Genomic DNA, 17,144 nt, shown 5'->3' with positions numbered 1-17,144 from the left:
ATCAGCGCGCCTGCGCCGACAGTGCGATGAGCCGTTCGGCCACGCGGTCCAGCGGCACCACTTCCTGCGCGGCGCCCAGCTTGTAGGCGGCACCCGGCATGCCCCAGACCACGCTGCTGGCTTCGTCCTGTACCAGGGTGGGGGCGCCGGCCTGCAGCATTTCCAGCAGGCCGCGCGCGCCGTCGTCGCCCATGCCGGTGAGGATGGCGCCCACCGCATTGGGCCCGGCATTGGCAGCGACCGAGCGGAACAGCACGTCCACCGCCGGCTTGTGCCGATTGACCGGCGGGCCGTCGTCGATGCGGCAGCGCCAGCGCGCACCGTCGCGGATGATGCGCAGGTGCTGACCGCCCGGCGGCAGATACGCGTGGCCGGGCAGGATGGCTTCGCCATCGCTGGCCTCGCGCACCGACATCGCCGAGTGGCGGTTGAGGCGCTCGGCGAAGGCGGTGCTGAAGCTGGCCGGCAGGTGCTGGGTCATCACCACCGCGGGCGCGTCGGCAGGCATGTGTTCGAGCACCACGCGCAGGGCTTCGGTGCCACCGGCGGAGGCGCCGATGGCGATCAGGCGGTCGGTGGTGCGGAAGCGCAGCGCGCTGCCCGGCACCGGCGCCGACTGCATGTCCAGGGTGACCTTGGGGGTGCTGGGGCGATTGAGCGCGCTGACCTTGGCCTTGGCGGCCATCTTGACCTTGCTGACGATCTCCTCGGCATAGCCTTCCAGCCCGCGCGCGACATCGATCTTGGGCTTGGACACGAAGTCCACCGCGCCCAGCGACAGGGCCTGCAGGGTGGTGTCGGCGCCGCGCTCGGTCAGCGACGAAATCATCACCACCGGCGTCGGCCGCAGCCGCATCAGGTTTTCCAGGAACACCAGGCCGTCCATGCGCGGCATTTCCACATCCAGCGTGAGCACGTCCGGATTGAGGCGTTTGATCTTTTCGCGCGCCAGCAGCGGGTCGGCGGCTGAGCCGACCACTTCGATGCCGGGGTCGCGCGAGAGGATTTCGGTGAGCATCTGACGTACCACCGCCGAATCGTCGACGATGAGGACACGTACGGGAGTTTCCAGCGTCATTCGAACAGCTCCACTCCACCGGTGACCGGTGCTTTGGACAGACGGGCACGCACGGCCGATTCGGCGGCGGCGACTTCGGCTTCGTGTGCGTGCGGCAGACGCTGCACGACCACCCGGCCGGTCGTCGGGAAGAACCACACCTTGCGCGGATGGATGCCGCACAGATCTTCGGCAATGATGGGAATGTGTTCGGCCTGCAGGTACTGGCGGACGAACTCGGCGTTGCGGGTGCCGACCGGGTTGCTGGTGAAGCCCTTGAGCACGTTGGCGCCGCCGAAGACCTTGGCTTCGATGCGTTTGCGATGCGCGCCGCGCTTGAGCATGTCGTTGATCAGCAACTCCATCGCATAACTGCCGTAGCGCGCGGGTGCGCCATCGCCGACCTGACCTTCGGGCAGCAGGAAGTGATTCATGCCGCCGATCTTGAGCACCGGGTCGCGCAAGCAGGCTGCAACGCACGATCCCAAGGTGGTCGTCAACGCGGTGTCGTCGTCCACCACCAGGTATTGGGTGGGCAGCAACTTGGCGGTGATGGTCTGGAAGCGCGAATCGCGGTACCGCATCACGTCATCGACTTGCACGGCGGTGCTCATGCAGAGGCTCCTGCGCGCGGGGCGCGCCGATACAGCGTGCGGCCGCACGGCTGGATCAGATCGGCCGCGTGCAGGTAGTTCTCCGAGTGCCCGGTGTAGAGCAGGCCGTCGTCGCCCATGTGGCTGACCAGGCGCGACAGGATGCCGCGCTGGGTGGGCTTGTCGAAATAGATCATCACGTTGCGGCAGAACAGTGCCGCGTACGGGCCGCCCACGTCGTAACGCGGGGCCAGCAGGTTCAGCTGGCGGTATTCGATGAGCTGGCGCAGCGCCGGAATCACCCGGCACTTGCCCTCGTTTGGGCCGCTGCCGCGCTGGAAGTACTTGCGCTTGATCGAAGCATCCAGCGAGGCGACGCGGTCGATGGCGTAGACGCCGCGCGAGGCGGTTTCCAGCACCTGGGTGTCCACGTCGGTGGCCACGATGCTCACCGGCGGGGTCAGCGTGCCGAAGGCTTCGCAGGCGGTGATGGCGATGGAGTAGGGCTCCTCGCCGGTGGAGGCGGCGCACGACCAGATCTTCAATGGCGCCTGCGAGGCGCGCTTCTGCAGTTCTTCGCGCAGCTTGTCGAAGTGGTGCGGCTCGCGGAAGAACGAGGTCAGGTTGGTGGTCAGTGCGTTGGTGAACGCCTGCCATTCTTCTTCGTCGTTGCCGGCTTCGAGCTGGTCGATGTACTCGCGGAACGAGCGCAGACCGAGCGCGCGCAGGCGACGCGACAGGCGGCCATACACCATGTCGCGCTTGGCCGGGGCCAGGGAGATGCCGACACGCTGGTAGATCAAATCGCAGACGCGCTTGAAGTCGCGGTCGCCGAAATCAAATTCGCGTGTGTCTGAAGCGGAAGTCGTGGTCGTCATATCCATACGCGTCGTGAGCTATCACTGGATATCGGCCACGGAGCCGCGCAACTGAAGCGCCAATGCGTGGATTGCGCGCGGTTGTGTTCGGTCGGCAGTGTGATTCGGCCGGGCTGCGCGTTTGTCGGGCGCTGCGCGCTGACGCCGCACGCCGTGACATCCCCGGCAGCGTGCGCGCGCAGGGGTCAACGTAGATCCACGCTCCAGCAGCGGCTCCAATGCACAACGCCCCGGCAGGGCCGGGGCGTTGTGGGAGACAGCGGTGGATCAAAACTCTTGCCAGTTACCGTCGGCCAGGGCGGCCTGTGGCGTGGCAGGTCGCGCGGACGTTGCCGCAGTGCGCGGGGCCGGCTTGGCGGCGGTCTTGACGCCAACCGGACGCGATGCCACCGGACGCACGCGGGCCTGCGCGGCGACGGCGGCCGGTTCGTCCAGCTTGAACACCGACACCGCTTCAGCCAGGTGGCCGGCCTGCTCTTCCATCGAGCGGGCGGCGGCAGTGGCTTCTTCCACCAACGCGGCGTTCTGCTGGGTGGTCTCGTCCATCTGGGTGATGGTCTGGTTGACCTGCTCGATGCCGGCCGACTGCTCCTGCGAAGCGGCCGAAATCTCGCCCATGATGTCGGTGACGCGCTGCACGCTGGCCACGATGTCGGCCATGGTGGCACCGGCCTTGCGCACCAGTGCCGAGCCTTCGGCGACCTTGTGCACGGAATCGTCGATCAGTCCCTTGATCTCCTTGGCCGCACCGGCCGAGCGCTGTGCCAGCGTGCGCACTTCCGAGGCCACCACGGCAAAGCCGCGGCCCTGTTCGCCGGCACGCGCAGCTTCCACCGCGGCATTCAAGGCCAGGATGTTGGTCTGGAACGCAATGCCGTCGATGACGCTGATGATGTCGGCGATCTTCTTGGACGAGGCTTCGATGCCGGACATGGTGGTGACCACCTGCGACACCACCTCGCCGCCCTGCGAGGCTACACCGGTGGCGCCGATCGCCAGCTGATTGGCCTGGCGAGCGCTTTCGGCGTTCTGCCGGACGGTGGAGGTGAGCTCCTCCATCGAGGCGGCGGTTTCTTCCAGGTTGGCGGCCTGCTGTTCGGTACGGTGAGACAGGTCGGTGTTGCCGGAGGCGATCTCGCCGGCCGCCGCGTTGATGGCGGTGGACGAAGACTTGATGCGCCCGACGATGTCGGCCAGCTGTTCGGCGGTGGCATTGGCATCGTCACGCATCTGCGCGAACACGCCGCTGAACTGGCCGTGCATGCGCACGGTGAGGTCGCCACGCGACAGTGCCGACAGCAGCGACGAAATCTGCTCGATGCTGGCGGCGTTGGCATCCAGCAAGCCGTTGAGCTGCTGCGCCAGCTGCAGGAAGAAGCCCTGCTTGCCGTCGGTTTCCACCCGGCCGCTCATGTCGCCGCTGGCTGCGGCACGCACGATGCGGGCGACTTCTTCTTCGACCTGGACTTCGATGGTGCGGTCGCGCCATTCGCAGACTTCGCCGGTATTCTCGCCGTGCTCGTTCTTGATGCCGGTGACGGTCTGCGCCAGCACCACTTCGCCGAAGCGTTCTTCGAAGCTGGTGACGCCATCGCGTTCCAGCGCGGCAATGGCCTTGCGCACGGTCGCATCCGACAGACCCAGGTAGCTGATGTGCTGGCCGATGACCTTATTGGCATCGAACTCCGGCGAGGCCAGGCGGATGCTGCTCTCGTACTGCGCAACGATCTTCTTGAACGCGTCGTTGGCGTAGATCATGACGCGGTCGGGATCGGTGATGAAGGTGCCGGTGGACGACTTGTCCAGCGCGGTACGGATACGCAGGTTTTCGTCGGCGATGGTGCGGTCGCGTTCGATGCGCTCCTTCAGATCGCGCTGCATGCGCTGCATGGAACGCATCAGTTCGGCCACTTCATCCTGGCCCTGCACGTTGATCTGGCCGTCCAGCTTGCCGCCGGCGATCTCGGTGGCGGTGCTGACCGCACCACGCATGCTGCGCACGATGGCGCGGGCAAACAGGAACGCCAGGCCCAGGCCGCCGGCAATGCCGATCAGCAACACCAGCAGGGTCAGCGTGACCGAGGTGGCGTGGACCTTTTCGGCCTTGGTCTTGGCGGCCTGCGCCAGCAGGTTGTCTTCGGCGATCAACGCGGCCAGCGAATCCTTGGCCTTGTTGTGCAGGGTGCGGGTTTCGCCGACAAAGGTGTCGACCGCATCGTCGGGCAGGTTCAGTTCGACCATTTCGTCGACGCTGGCGTAGGAGGCGGCGGCCTTCTTCCAGTCCGCGACGAAGACGTCGAAGAGTTTTTTCTGTTGCGGGCTTTCGATCAGGCGCGGGTAGCCCTTGATCGTGGCTTCGATTTCGCCATTGAGGCGCTTGGCGCGGACCTTGGCTTCCTGCTTGACCGCGTCGCTGGCGCGCACGAGGTTCTGATAAGACGCATTCCGGTATTCGCCGAGCATGCCGCGCAGGTCGCCGGCTTCGCGCACGCTGGACATGGTGTTGCCGGCCAGGTCGCGGGTGACGTTGTTGAGCGATGCCAGGCCCGAGTAGGCGATGATTCCCTGCACCAGCATGATCAGCAGCACGATGCCGAATGCGAGCATCAGGCGCGGCATCAACTTCAGATTATTGATCCATTGCATTGACACGATTCCCCGTAGAAGTCAGTCCGCATAATCCACACAGCACATCGCCACGCGTGGGCGTGGCGATGTGCGAGGCGATTACTTGATGGTGGCGAGCTTCAGGCCGGCCGGGGAGCTGACTTCGATTTCGGCGCGCGAGCTGTCGCGCTGGATCTTGCCGAGGACGCAGACGTCCTTGCCTTCCAGGGATTCGGGGGCAAAGCTGAACTTGCCGCGGTTGGCGCCGTCGATGCGGGCCGAGAAGGTGTGGCGCGGGAACATGCCGCCCATGTACAGGAAGGTGGGCTCACCTTCCGAGCTCTGCGCGTACTTGGCCTTTTCGACCTTGCCGCACACCATGCCGTCCTTGCCGACGAAGCGGGTGGCCATCTCCGGCGGAATCATTTCCTGCGACTGAGCCGACAGCGTGGGAGCAACGATCACGAGAGCAGCGACGGGGAGGAGCGAGAGCAGGAACTTCATGTGGATTCTCCAGAATCGAAAGTCGAACAGTGACCCGTTTGTGAACGCGGGCTTCTATTCAGCTATCGGCTAGCTCCGGTTCAACTTGAATCCAAAAAACGTGAATCGCATCGCACTTTGATTCGGTCGTACGTCGCGTGTCGGGGAGCTCCTGACACCTGATGGTCGTACAGGCGGTCCAGAAACCGCTGCGGCCGTCTGATTGCGTGGGCTGCCGGAGTGCGACGTGCAAACGCACATCGCAGTCACTGCCAGTCACACGCCATCTGACGACCGCGGGCACCGCTACTTCCGTCGCGTCGCTCGGACGCGTTGATCGGCAACGCCGATCAGGCGGCTTCTTCGGCCAGCTGCTGCTGACCCAGCTCGGTGCTGTCCAGCAGGGTTTCGATGTCCAGCAGGATCAGCATGCGATCGTCCTGGGTGCCGATACCGGAAATGAAGCGGGTGTCCACCGATGCGCCGAATTCGGGGGTCGGGCGGATCTGGTCGTCGTTGAGTGGGATGACGTCCGAGACGCTGTCGACCACGATGCCGACCACGCGGTCTTCGACGTTGAGCACGATCATCACGGTGAAGGCGTCGTAGCGCGCTTCTTTCAGGCGCAGCTTCAGGCGCAGGTCGATCACCGGCACGATGGTGCCGCGCAGGTTGATCACACCCTTGATGTAATCGGGCGCGTCCGGCAGGCGGGTGACCGAATCGTAGCCGCGGATTTCCTGCACTTTCAGGATGTCCACGCCGTAGTGTTCTTCGCCCAGGGCGAAGCTGAGGAATTCACCACCGGTGCCGGTGGCAGTGCTTTTGTCGTTCATGAAAACTCCGGGCGTTGCGGCTGAGTGTCAGGTTGCGGCACAGGGTTGGAAGAGGGTCGCCATAGCAACATCGGCGCCGCGCTCGGCAACTTTAGGTGCGTGCCGGGGACGGTACGGTCGGGTTCAGAACACGCCGCTCTTGCGCGCATTGCGCTGGCGGTCGACCCGGAAGATATAGCGCTGGATGGTTTCATCGGCGCCGCGCGGCAGGTCGCTGTACTGCATGCCGACCCGGAAGCCTTCGCTGCCGTTGGGCAGGGTCTGCTTGTACTGGCTGCAGACCGTGAGCGGCAGCGCGATCGGCGCGGCATCGGGCAGTTGCAGGGTGCAGTTGCGGTAGGTGCGATGCGGTTCGAGCAGGGGCATGCCGGCAGTGAGCGAGACGGCCAGGCCGCCGCTGCTGATGTCGATCACACGCAGCTGCAGGTTGAGGTTGCCGCCCTGCGCGTCATCCTGGCGGATGATGCAGATGGGGGAGTCGGTGATCGGCGTCTCCAGCCGGTACGACTCGCGGCGCTGCAGGTGGTACATCACTTCCGGCAGCTCGGCGCGGAAGGCGACGTGGATGTCGCGCTCCAGGCGTTCGGCCTTGTCCAGGCGGAAGCGGATGTTGACCCGTTCCAGCTGGGCGTAGCACAGCAGGTACTTGGCGCCTTCGATGGCGCGGTTGGAGGCATCGTTATGGCTGCCGTCCAGGATCACGCAGTCGTCGTCCTCATCGATTTCCAGCACGGCGGTGGGCACGGCCATGTCGCGGCCAGCCACGTGCATGGTCACCACGGCGCGTTGGTCCAACAGCTGGCGCAACAACCCACGGATCTGCCGCTTGTTGCGCAGCAGGTAACGCTCGTCACCTTCGGCGAGGTGATCGGCATCGTGGTCCAGCTCTGACTCTGAGGTATCGCCTTGGGACATGGGCACAAGCACAGTGGAAGCGGGATGAGGCCCGGAAGGTTGTCCCGGCGTCGCCTTGATATCGGCGGCAAAGCGAAATCTTTAAGCGCTGCNGTCCCGCGACGGTGAGCGGGCAAGGACCAGTCGAGATGGTCGGTTTGCATGGATCTCAACAGCGACTAGCGAGCTGGCGACGCGGTTCTTTGCTCTTCGACAAAACCACCAGTCAACTGTCTGGTGCGGTGTCCTCGCCGATTGCGGGACTGTTGGCGGCATGGATGCCGCCATCGAGCCTCCATGGACGGGTTAACGGCGTGTCCCGCGAGCGGTGAGGGCACCGCGCCCTCGACGTCTTGCGTGTGCTACAGAGCCCTTGCCCACCCACCATCGCAGGACACGCTGTAAGTACGTCCCTATAAGCTCTGGTGCGGCATTCATACCGCCCACGGCCCCACGAGCGGTGAGGACGCCACCCTCGGCGCGGCGGTATTTGCTGCAAGTCAGACGCAATGACGTCACTGTGCACTTGACCGAAAGCGCCATGCTGCAATCGTGGTACTCATTGCCGTCATTGCTCGTTACGGCCCAACACCTGCGCCGCGTCCACGATATCCACGCCCTGTAGTTGGCCTAGCCACTGATCGAACCAGGGCTTGTGCATGGCACCGACCACTGCAAGCACGCGTGCACCGGGTTGGTCGGCAAAGCTGGCGCGGACATTGGACACCATGCGCAGGTTGCGGATTTCCCAACCGGAGACGTAGCGATACCCATAGTGCTGCGTCGAGCTTTCGCTCAATGCGGCGCGAAAGTCCACCGCGATGGCCAACCGCTGGCTGGCTGGTAGATTGATCGCGCGGTAGAGCTCCAGCAGTCTGCCTTCGCCAGCCAGGGTGTCTTCATGCGCACGCATGCCGCGTGCACGTGGCGCGGCCTTGTCCCAGGCTGCTTGAATCGCCTTGCCGTAGGCCGCCGGATCGCCCAGATCGACGTTGTCGCCGGTGTGATCGTCGGCAGGGTACACACGCTGTAAACCAAGCCGTGCTGCCAGCCGCGCGGCGATCTGGTTGCTCTCGTTGGGGTGGTCCTCTGCCTTGCGCAAGTGTGCGACCAGCGCGGCATCCAACCCGTCGCCGGCGTGCTGCTCTGCATGCGCCAGCTGCAGCCATTGCACGAGCGCAGAGGAGGGATCGCCCGCGGCCAGAAACAACCCTGCCAGCTGGCGACGTTGTGCCGGGGTCGGTGCGTCCGGCCAGGACTTTAGTGTGGTACGCGTCTGGCCAACGGCGGTTGGCACATCCAGACCAGTGGCCCGCGCGGCGTCGGTGGTGTCCGGACAATAGGTGGCGGTGTCTTCCGGCAGATAGACCGAAGGGTGCCGGCGCATCAAATCGCAGGTTTCGCCCGACAGATCCTCCGTCGTGATGATGGTGGGCTTGTAGGCCGCCAGCCGGTCCAGCAACGGTTGCAGTCGCGCGGCAGAGACATCGCTGCCCTTGGGCAGCTGTGACAGGTGCACGCTGCCAAGAACCAGCACCTGCGTGCGTGGCGCAGCCATCTCTGCATCCAGCTGCGACAGGTCCACCTGTGCCTGCGCGATGCAGGGCGTGATGAGCATGAGCACCGCCGACCACAGCTTGCGACGTCGCAGGCGATTGGGCACGACCGGTGATGTAGCGGAACGGGCTCTGGCTGTGTCGCCGCTGCTCGCTTTGCGATAGAAGGGAATCTGCATAACGTTCCTTGTGGAATGCGCGCGTCCGCGCTGCCGCAAGCGCACGCCACGGCAGTGGACGTGCGGCAAGTGTGGCCGAGGCAGCGGGCGTCGGGCCCGGCCGGAAAGTCATGCGGTCAAATGGCAGGGGCGATAGCGTGCGCAGACCACGAGGCGCCTGCCTGATGCTGAAACATCGGCCGCGTCGTAGGCGCCGCGCGCAAGTCGCCTGCGCCTGCGTCAGGCAAACCTGCAGAGAGCCGAGAGCGGAGCGGCGAATGTGGCGGCAGTTACCACGCTTAGACGCGGGCGTTGGTGCTGGCCCTGTGCGCTGTAATGGCCGCCTGCGGCATCACCCGCGGCGCTCTCAGTCCGGTCGCAGGGCGTCGGTCAAGCGTGCGCCGTCGGGCACGCCCAATCCCGTGTTGGCATCCCAGCCGGCGGATGCGCGGAAGCCGGCGTTGTCGCCGGCAACGATGTCGCGGAACGCATCCGGTCGCCCGTACAGGCGCGGCAGCACGAAGTGGGGTTGCATTCCGTTTGCACCATAGATACGTGCCAGCAAGGCCGCCCATAACGGTGCGGCGGCACTGGTCCCGCCCATCACCGCCGGCTGCCCGTTGATCGACAGGTAGTAGCCGGTCTGCGCATCGGCGTTGGCGGCCACATCGGGAACGCCGCGCATGCGCAGTTGGCGAGATTGGTGCTGCGCATCGGTCAGGCGCAGATCTTTCTGCCAGGCCGGGCGTGCGAAAAACCTGCTTTGTCCGCCGCCGCCGTTGGCCCACGCCTGCTCGTCGGCGCTGTCCGCCGTGACCTGCAGCCGGGTGCCGCCGCAGGCCAGCACGAACGGGCTGGATGCCGGAAAGCACACGTTCAAGCCGGGCTGCCCATCGCTGGCCCCGTCGTCGCCGGCGGCGATGCACACCGTAATGCCCAGCAACGCCGCTGCCTGAAACGCGCAGTCGTAGGCCTGGCGCGATTGCGGCGTCCACTGCGCTTCGGTGAAGCCCCAGCTGATGCCGATCACGCCGGGCGCGTGCTCGGCATCGTGGATGGCGGCATTGATCGCTTCGAGAAACCCGTTGTCGGTATTGGGGGCGAAATAGATCACCAGTTTGGCGCCCGGCGCGATGGCACCGGCGATCTGGATATCCATCTGCGCTTCGACATCGGCATCGTCGGTGCCGGTCCCGGCGACATTGTCGGCGCCCGGCAGCATTACATCCACCAGGGTGGGCATGGGCAGGCGCAGCTGCGCGAAGTAGGTCTGCATCTGCGCACGCGTGTAACCGCCGCCCAGCACGATGATGCCGATGCACTGCCCGTGCCCGTCGTGCTCGGGAAAGCCGTAGAGCTGGGCCAGTTGCGGCGGCGTGTACTGCATGATCGGCGCGTCGCCTTCTGCCGGCGGCACCGGTGGCGTGGGTGCCTGGGGCGCCGCTTGTGTGGGCACGGGCGTGGGTGCGGCGGGCAGTGTCTGCGCCTGCGGGCGCGCATCCAGCCCCAGCACGCCGGTGACGATGCCGTCGAGCGTCCGCGGGATCGATACCGGGCCGGTGCGGCCGCGATACCGCATTGCACCGTCCACGTACTCGCGCAGGCTCACCTGGAAAGCGGCTTCGCACTGCTGCACGCTGCCTTCCAGGATGACGTTGCCGCTGTTGGCATGCGCGCGCTCCACCCTGAGCCCGTAGCTGGCCGCGAACTGCGCAACCGCCTGCAGATCGGCCTGGCTGGCCGCAAAGCGCGCACTGAATTCCTCACGCGAGAATGCCACCGGCAAGGTGCCTGCCTGCAGCTGCAGCAAGACCTCGGCGGCGGCGTTGAGCGCCGGCATGCGCACCACCAGCAGCACGCGCAGGCGCTCATCCCCTGGCGGTGGCCCTGCCTGGAGCGTGGCGGGCACGGGTTGGCGTTCACTGCCGGGGAGGATGGTATGCATGCAGGATGGCTCTCGATCGGGAGGGGGCGTTGCACTGCGCGCGGCAGGCCGGTGGTGGAGGTCGGCTGCCGCCAGGCGCAACCACGCCCCAGCCTGCCTGCACCGCGATCCGCGTGACAGTAAAGCGCATGCACCGTCTGCGTAGCGCCTTGCCGGCGCACGTGCTCGATCGCCAGGCGAAGCGAGACGGCCTTCGGTGGTACCACTGGCAAAAAGGGCGTGCAGCGCAGCCAGGCCAGCGTGCTGCAGCAGCGCCTCAGATCCTGCGACAGCGCCATCGTCCTGTGCGCACTGCAACGCCCTGCATCGGCAAGCGCCTGCGCGGCCCTGCCGTGCATCGGGCGGTGTGCAGAGTTCCGCACGCGCATCCGACCTGTGCCACAAGACGCCGAGGGGCGGCGCGCGCACGATGCGGGTTGATCACTCAAGGGCGCGACGATGGATCGGAGAAGCTTTCTGCGGCAGGGCGTGGCCGCAACCGCGGCACTCGGCACCGGCGCAGCGCTGGCGGCGCAGGCCGTTCCCTCGGCTGCACCGTTGCCTCCTCCGCCTGCACCGCCGCGGCTGGAGCCGCTGCCCTCGGCAGCGCACGTGGGCAGCAAGCTCTGCAGTGTTCGGCATCTGCAGCAGGACTGGACCGTCTACGAGCATCTCGACGACCCACAGGGTGCGCTGACGCTGTGGACCGACAGCGGCATGCTGCGGCTGGACAAACGCACCGAGCCGGCCTATCCGGCCGAGGGCAAGCCCTACTTCGGCATGCCGCTGGCCGAGTTGGCGATGGCCGAGGCCGATCTGCTCGCCGACCGCCTGCTGCGCGATGGCGACCCGGACGAGGCACAGGTGCGCGATGTGGCGCCGCCGCCCGCATCCTTGCTCGACCCCAAGGACAACGGCGGCCGCTGGCCGTGGACCACCTTTGTCGGCACGCGCGAAAGCCTGGACACCATGCCGATCCTGCCCAACGGCCGCAGCCGCACCTCGCGTCCGGAACATGCCTTCACCGAGCTGGGCGAGGAAGCGCTGATCAAGCGCCGCGAAGAAGGCATGCTGGGTGGCTGGATGCCGGCGGTGCGCAAGGTGATGCGCCGCGAAGGCGAGCCCGATGCCTGGTACGACGTGCTGGTGTTTGCCGATGTGCGCGCCACTGATCGCTTCGTGGTGCAGACCTGGCACCGCACGATGCAGGTGCGGGGCGGCGAAATCGTGGCGGTGCATTACACGCACAGTTACCCCGAATTTGCGCCATCGCGCAGCGCCGCCACTGCCGAACAGTTCTACGCGGCGCTGATCGATTTTGCGGCGTACTGGCAACAGGCATTGGATGGCACGGTACAGGCGCAACTGCCCGATAACAGCTGGAACGACATGGCGCAGTTCGCGTTCGCGCGCGAGCTGGTGGTGCGCCCGGGTGGCGATTACCCCAAGTACGGCGCCGTGGAGCGCGACTACTACGGCAACGAATACGATGGCTTCCAGGACACGTTTACCAGTTCGTTCTACGCCAACCTGGAGTGGGGCCGCTTCGCGCAGGCGGCGGCGGTGCTCGACAACTACTTCGACGATTTCGTGCAGGACGATGGCTTGCCGAACATGCGTGGGCCCGAGGTCGGCCAGTTCGGGCTGACCTTGTCGCTGCTGGCGCGCTACCTGCGTTACACCGGCGATGCGCCACGGCTGCGGCGCTTATTGCCCAAAATTGCGGCCACCGCACAGGTGCTATGCGATCTCCACGACCAGGCGCTGGCATTGCCGCGCACCGCGCACGGGCATGGCCTGCTGCATGGCTGGAACGAATCCGATGCCTGCCTGTTTCCCGATCCATCATTGTGGTGGAAGCCGTATTACGCCAACAGCGCGCTGACGATCCGCGGTTGGGAAGACATCGCGCAGGTGTGGAGCACACTCGGCGGCGATGTTGGCCAGGCAACACAGTGGCAGCGCCGCGCCAGGCAACTGCGCGCGCGCCTGGAAGCCAGCCTGCGTGCCAACGTGCGCCGCGACCTCTCGCCACCGTACGTGGGCCCGTTGCCCGGCACCACACTGACCTTCCGCCAATCGCTGCTGCAGGAAAAACCCAGCGAACAGCAATGGCCGCATCGTGCCTATGCGGAGCTGCTGCAGGCCGACGTACTGCCGGACGATCTGGCCAACCTGGTGGTCGATTGCCTGCGCGGCCATGGCGGTACCAGCATCGGCGTGGTGGCCAATATCGCGCCGCCGGAACCGGGCAGCCGCGATCTGCTCGGCTTCATCTCCTACGGCTATGCGCAGCAGCTGCTGCGGCTGGATCGCATCGAGGAGTACCTGCTGTTCGTCTATGCCCACCGCTACCAGGTGCACACGCGCGGCAGCTGGACGGCAGGCGAGGTCAGTGGCATCACCGGTGGCATGCCGTTGTTCTGCATGCCGGCGCAAATGACCATTCCGCTGCTGCTGCGCTGGATGCTGGTCAGCGACGACAGCGCGGGCGAGCAGCTGTTCCTTGCCCGCGCGCTGCCACGTGCGTGGCTGGGCAGTGGTGCACACGTCGGCATCACCGCGGCGCCCACGCGCTGGGGCTTGGTCACGCTGAGCCTGCGGACCGACGTGGCGGCGCGGCGTATCGATGCAGAGGTGCAGTTGCCTGTGCGCGCACCCAAACGCACCTGGCTGACCCTGCGTGCTCCGGTGGGCACGCGCCTGCAGCGCGTGCTGGTCGATGGCAACGCCGTGCGGCCACAGGGCCCGCATGTAGATCGCGTGGCCTTGCCCGGTGCTGCGGGATTGGTGAGGGTACAGGCGTGGTATGTGTGAGCGCAGTGGCGCCATGATCGAGTGCGTTGACGCACGACTACATCGCGCAAGCTGCAGTCGCGGTGGCGCTGCTGCTGCACACGCAGCGCACCGACAGTGCCACCACGCTGTGCGCGCGCAAGCGCGGTAGCCGATCGCAAGAGACCAGGGCATATCTGATGACAGCGCTTCAACATCAGTGCGTGCGCGACGCAGTCATCGTCGGAAGCAGGCACAAGCACGCGATTTTCCGCACGCGGTCCGACTAAATTCGTCAAGACGGCGCAGCGCCATTGCCGCAAGATTTTTTGACGTGACCCGTCTGTGACAGGGCACGTGCGCTCAGGGGGGAGCGCTGTCGCTGCAGTTGCCGTCCTTGCAGTCGTAGACACCTGCCGTTGAAACGGCAGGCCGGTGCCGTCTTTGTCGTGATCGCTCTCTCATCCTTGCGCTGTGCCGGCGCGGCTTGGCCGTGCGCGGCCGTGCATGAAGGTGGGCCGCTCCCTGTATCAGCACAAGGATTTCCGATGTCGCCCAGCCGCTCTGCCATCGTTCACAAGCGCCTTGCCTTGCATACAACCACGCTGGCCAACGCGCTGCTGTTCGCGCTGGCCGCTGCCGCCGTGCCGGCCGCCGCGCAGCAACGTGGCGATGACGCAGGCGATGGCACCCAGACGCTGGATCAGGTCAATGTCACCGGCACCCATCTGCGCCGCGTCGATGCCGAAACCGCCAGCCCGGTGGTGGTAATCGACCGCCAGCGGATCGAAGACAGCGGGCAGAACACGCTGGGGCAGCTGCTGCAACGCTTGCCGATGATGGCCGGCTTCCAGGCCGGGCCTGCACTCAATTCCGGCTTCAGCCATGGCCGTGCGCTGGTGTCGCTGCGCAATCTCGGGCCCGAGCGCACGTTGGTGCTGGTCAACGGCCACCGCATGGCCGGACCTGCCAGCAGCGTGGCCTCGGCACCGGGCGTGGACGTCAACGCGATACCCGCAGCGATGGTGGAGCGGGTGGAAGTGCTCACCGACGGCGCCTCGTCAGTGTATGGCTCCGATGCGATCGGTGGCGTGGTCAACGTCATCCTCAAGGACAAATACGATGGCCTCGCTGCCACGGTGGATTATGCGCAGAGCACGCATGGCGATGCCAACCGGCGCACGCTGGGGCTGGAGTGGGGCAAGACCTGGGAGCGCGGCGGGCTGATTCTGGGGCTCAGCCGCAACTCGATGAACCCGGTGTTCAATCGCGACCGCAGTTACGCGGCCAAGGCGGTGGAATATCTCGATGGACAGGTCAGCGAGATCCGCGGCGCCAACACGCGTGCGTTCTTGAGCGATGGCCGTGTGCTGACGCCAGTGGCCGGTGTCGCGCCGGGGCCGGTGGGCCAGGAGGCGTTTCGCCCTTATCAACGCGCGACCGACAGCTACAACGTCTACGACGCGCAATACCTGATCACCCCGATCGAGCGCACCAACGCCTCGCTGCACGGCAGCTTCGACTTCACCCCGAGCATGCAGGGCTACATGGACGTGTTCTGGACCCGCAGCAAGACCACCTCGCGGCTGGACGCCTTCGGCCTGGAAATGCCGGACGCGGTGGACAACGACTACAACCCGTTCGGCGATCAACTCGACCGCTACCTGCTGCGCTCCACCCAGGCCAATACGCGTGTCTACACCGCCACCATGTTCCAGACCAACATCGTCGCCGGCCTGCGCGGACGCGTGGAGGGAACCAGTTGGCAATGGGATGCGGCGGCCGGTTACGCGCGCTACAAGGACACCCTGGTGCGCACCGGCTTTTCGATCACCTCGGCATTGAACAATGCAGTAGGCGCCTCGTTCCTGGACAGCGATGGCGTGGTCAAGTGCGGTGCGCCGGGCGCGGTGATCGCCGGCTGCACGCCGATCAACATCTTCAACCCCGACGATCCGGCCACCATCGCCGCGCTGCGCGGCACGCAGCGGCCGGTGGATCTGATCGACGAAAGCCAGATGCGGTTTGTCGATATCAGCGCCAATGGCGACCTGTTCAAGCTCCCCGCCGGCGCGGTGCAGGCGGCGGTGGGCCTGGTCTATCGCATCAACAAGTTCGCACAGGGCACCAGCAGCGATGTGGCCGCCGCCGATGCCGACGGCAATTGCGACTACAACGACGGCTGCATCCTCAAGCAGGGGCGCGACGAATCGGTCAGGGAGGCTTACGCGGAACTGCTGGTGCCGCTGCTGAAGGATGCGCCGTTCGCCAATGTGTTGAATCTGAATCTTGGCTCGCGCTATTCCAGGTACGACGCGTGGGGCAACACCACCAACAGCAAGGTCGCGATCGAGTGGCGGCCAGTTGCCAATCTGCTGGTGCGCGCCACCGGCTCGCAGGTGTTCCGCGCGCCGGCATTGGGCGATCTGTATGGCTCGCCGTACACCGCTGTGGTCGACAACACCGGCGATTTTCAGGACCCGTGCACAGGTCTCAGCGGCGCGCCGAATCCAGCCTGCGCGAACGTGCCCAATGACGGCAGCTTCACCAATACCGCGCAGTTCAATGTGGTGACCTCCGGCAGCAACAACGTGGGCTTCCAGCTCAAGCCGGAGCGCGGCCGCTCCTACAACGTCGGGTTGGTCTACGACCCGGATCAGGTGCGCGGACTGTCGCTCAATCTGGACAGCTGGCGGGTGGTGCTGGACGACATGCTCACCGGTATCAGCCTGCAGCAGGTGGTCAGCGATTGCTTCGAGGGCCGCGATGCCGCGCTTTGCCCGTTGATCCAGCGCGATGCTGCTGGCCAGCTGATGCGTGTGTCGGTGCCGTTCGCCTACAACAGCGGCAAGGTCGATATTCGCGGCTACGACGCCGGTCTTCATTACACCTTGGCCGATACAGCCCTGGGAGACTTTGCGGCTGGGCTGGATGCCACGTTCTTTTCCAGCTATCGCTTTGCTGGCGATGCGCACAATTATGTCGGCGAAAATTCCAGCTGGGGCAACATGCCGCGTTGGCGCGTGGTGGCCAATCTGGCCTGGGACAAGGGCCCGTGGCATGCGAGCTGGAACACCCGCTATCTCGGCCGCACCGTCAATGGCAGCCAGTACGAAGAGTTCTGCGCAGACACCAATGCCGATGGCAGCTGCACCTATTTCCGGATCGGCTCGGTGGTCTATCACGACGCCTCGTTGAGCCGGAAGATCGCATCGCTGCACAGCACACTGGCCGTGGGTGTGGACAACCTGGGCGATCGCGCGCCGCCACGGTTCTACAGCTACTCCAACGCGGCCAACACCGAAGCGTCCACTTACGACACGCTGGGGCGGTATTTCTGGAGCCGCTTGCGGGTGGAGTTTTGAACGGCGTCGATGGATGCG

12 protein-coding genes are annotated in these 17,144 nt (G+C 65.8%); 3 read left to right on the top strand and 9 right to left on the bottom strand.

Features of this window, described 5'->3' with window-relative positions:
* Position 1 precedes the first annotated feature (1 nt).
* The 9 genes from XnspCFBP7698_RS02865 to XnspCFBP7698_RS02820 all read right to left on the bottom strand — a co-directional run bounded on the left by XnspCFBP7698_RS02865 (position 2) and on the right by XnspCFBP7698_RS02820 (position 11,007).
* Positions 2-1,078, bottom strand: a complete 1,077-nt coding sequence (locus XnspCFBP7698_RS02865; RefSeq protein ID WP_047696216.1) for a chemotaxis response regulator protein-glutamate methylesterase — start codon at positions 1,076-1,078, stop codon at positions 2-4.
* A complete protein-coding gene (cheD, locus tag XnspCFBP7698_RS02860) occupies positions 1,075-1,671 on the bottom strand; it encodes a chemoreceptor glutamine deamidase CheD (protein WP_024937701.1) in 597 nt (198 codons plus the stop codon). The genes XnspCFBP7698_RS02865 and cheD overlap by 4 nt, the downstream gene beginning before the upstream one ends.
* Positions 1,668-2,534, bottom strand: a complete 867-nt coding sequence (locus tag XnspCFBP7698_RS02855) for a CheR family methyltransferase (protein WP_047696214.1) — start codon at positions 2,532-2,534, stop codon at positions 1,668-1,670. The genes cheD and XnspCFBP7698_RS02855 overlap by 4 nt, the downstream gene beginning before the upstream one ends.
* A gap of 261 nt (positions 2,535-2,795) precedes the next feature.
* A complete protein-coding gene (locus XnspCFBP7698_RS02850; RefSeq protein WP_166745179.1) occupies positions 2,796-5,174 on the bottom strand; it encodes a methyl-accepting chemotaxis protein in 2,379 nt (792 codons plus the stop codon).
* A gap of 81 nt (positions 5,175-5,255) precedes the next feature.
* On the bottom strand, positions 5,256-5,639 hold the full coding sequence (locus tag XnspCFBP7698_RS02845) for a hypothetical protein (protein ID WP_039408161.1): 384 nt from the start codon (positions 5,637-5,639) through the stop codon (positions 5,256-5,258).
* A gap of 329 nt (positions 5,640-5,968) precedes the next feature.
* Complete coding sequence (locus XnspCFBP7698_RS02840; protein ID WP_005993869.1) at positions 5,969-6,454, bottom strand: chemotaxis protein CheW; 486 nt, start codon at positions 6,452-6,454, stop codon at positions 5,969-5,971.
* Positions 6,455-6,577: 123 nt separating this feature from the next.
* Positions 6,578-7,369, bottom strand: coding sequence for a flagellar brake protein (locus XnspCFBP7698_RS02835; RefSeq protein WP_047696210.1), 792 nt, complete (start codon positions 7,367-7,369; stop codon positions 6,578-6,580).
* 547 nt (positions 7,370-7,916) lie between these two features.
* A complete protein-coding gene (locus XnspCFBP7698_RS02825; RefSeq protein ID WP_104579735.1) occupies positions 7,917-8,966 on the bottom strand; it encodes a DUF5694 domain-containing protein in 1,050 nt (349 codons plus the stop codon).
* 463 nt (positions 8,967-9,429) lie between these two features.
* Positions 9,430-11,007, bottom strand: coding sequence for a S53 family peptidase (locus XnspCFBP7698_RS02820; protein ID WP_104579547.1), 1,578 nt, complete (start codon positions 11,005-11,007; stop codon positions 9,430-9,432).
* 438 nt (positions 11,008-11,445) lie between these two features.
* Between XnspCFBP7698_RS02820 and XnspCFBP7698_RS02815 the strand changes: the two genes are divergently transcribed.
* The 3 genes from XnspCFBP7698_RS02815 to XnspCFBP7698_RS02805 all read left to right on the top strand — a co-directional run bounded on the left by XnspCFBP7698_RS02815 (position 11,446) and on the right by XnspCFBP7698_RS02805 (position 17,126).
* Positions 11,446-13,803: a Tat pathway signal protein gene (locus XnspCFBP7698_RS02815; RefSeq protein WP_104579548.1), complete on the top strand. Its 2,358-nt coding sequence runs from the start codon at positions 11,446-11,448 to the stop codon at positions 13,801-13,803.
* A 26-nt stretch (positions 13,804-13,829) separates the two neighbouring features.
* On the top strand, positions 13,830-14,051 hold the full coding sequence (locus XnspCFBP7698_RS02810; RefSeq protein ID WP_104579549.1) for a hypothetical protein: 222 nt from the start codon (positions 13,830-13,832) through the stop codon (positions 14,049-14,051).
* Positions 14,052-14,309: 258 nt separating this feature from the next.
* Complete coding sequence (locus XnspCFBP7698_RS02805; protein ID WP_104579550.1) at positions 14,310-17,126, top strand: TonB-dependent receptor; 2,817 nt, start codon at positions 14,310-14,312, stop codon at positions 17,124-17,126.
* Positions 17,127-17,144 lie beyond the last annotated feature (18 nt).

Source organism: Xanthomonas sp. CFBP 7698 (assembly GCF_003600855.1).
GTDB classification, from domain to species: Bacteria; Pseudomonadota; Gammaproteobacteria; order Xanthomonadales; family Xanthomonadaceae; genus Xanthomonas; species Xanthomonas cannabis.
This window is presented reverse-complemented; position numbering and strand designations above follow the sequence as displayed.

What these genes read in the sequence shown, in the direction of transcription:
- XnspCFBP7698_RS02865 (WP_047696216.1), bottom strand. Translation starts at nt 1,078, where the DNA reads ATGACGCTGGAAACTCCCGTACGTGTCCTCATCGTCGACGATTCGGCG.
- XnspCFBP7698_RS02845 (WP_039408161.1), bottom strand. Translation starts at nt 5,639, where the DNA reads ATGAAGTTCCTGCTCTCGCTCCTCCCCGTCGCTGCTCTCGTGATCGTT.
- XnspCFBP7698_RS02850 (WP_166745179.1), bottom strand. Translation starts at nt 5,174, where the DNA reads ATGCAATGGATCAATAATCTGAAGTTGATGCCGCGCCTGATGCTCGCA.
- XnspCFBP7698_RS02835 (WP_047696210.1), bottom strand. Translation starts at nt 7,369, where the DNA reads ATGTCCCAAGGCGATACCTCAGAGTCAGAGCTGGACCACGATGCCGAT.
- XnspCFBP7698_RS02840 (WP_005993869.1), bottom strand. Translation starts at nt 6,454, where the DNA reads ATGAACGACAAAAGCACTGCCACCGGCACCGGTGGTGAATTCCTCAGC.
- XnspCFBP7698_RS02805 (WP_104579550.1), top strand. Translation starts at nt 14,310, where the DNA reads ATGTCGCCCAGCCGCTCTGCCATCGTTCACAAGCGCCTTGCCTTGCAT.
- XnspCFBP7698_RS02815 (WP_104579548.1), top strand. Translation starts at nt 11,446, where the DNA reads ATGGATCGGAGAAGCTTTCTGCGGCAGGGCGTGGCCGCAACCGCGGCA.
- cheD (WP_024937701.1), bottom strand. Translation starts at nt 1,671, where the DNA reads ATGAGCACCGCCGTGCAAGTCGATGACGTGATGCGGTACCGCGATTCG.
- XnspCFBP7698_RS02825 (WP_104579735.1), bottom strand. Translation starts at nt 8,966, where the DNA reads ATGCTCATCACGCCCTGCATCGCGCAGGCACAGGTGGACCTGTCGCAG.
- XnspCFBP7698_RS02820 (WP_104579547.1), bottom strand. Translation starts at nt 11,007, where the DNA reads ATGCATACCATCCTCCCCGGCAGTGAACGCCAACCCGTGCCCGCCACG.
- XnspCFBP7698_RS02855 (WP_047696214.1), bottom strand. Translation starts at nt 2,534, where the DNA reads ATGGATATGACGACCACGACTTCCGCTTCAGACACACGCGAATTTGAT.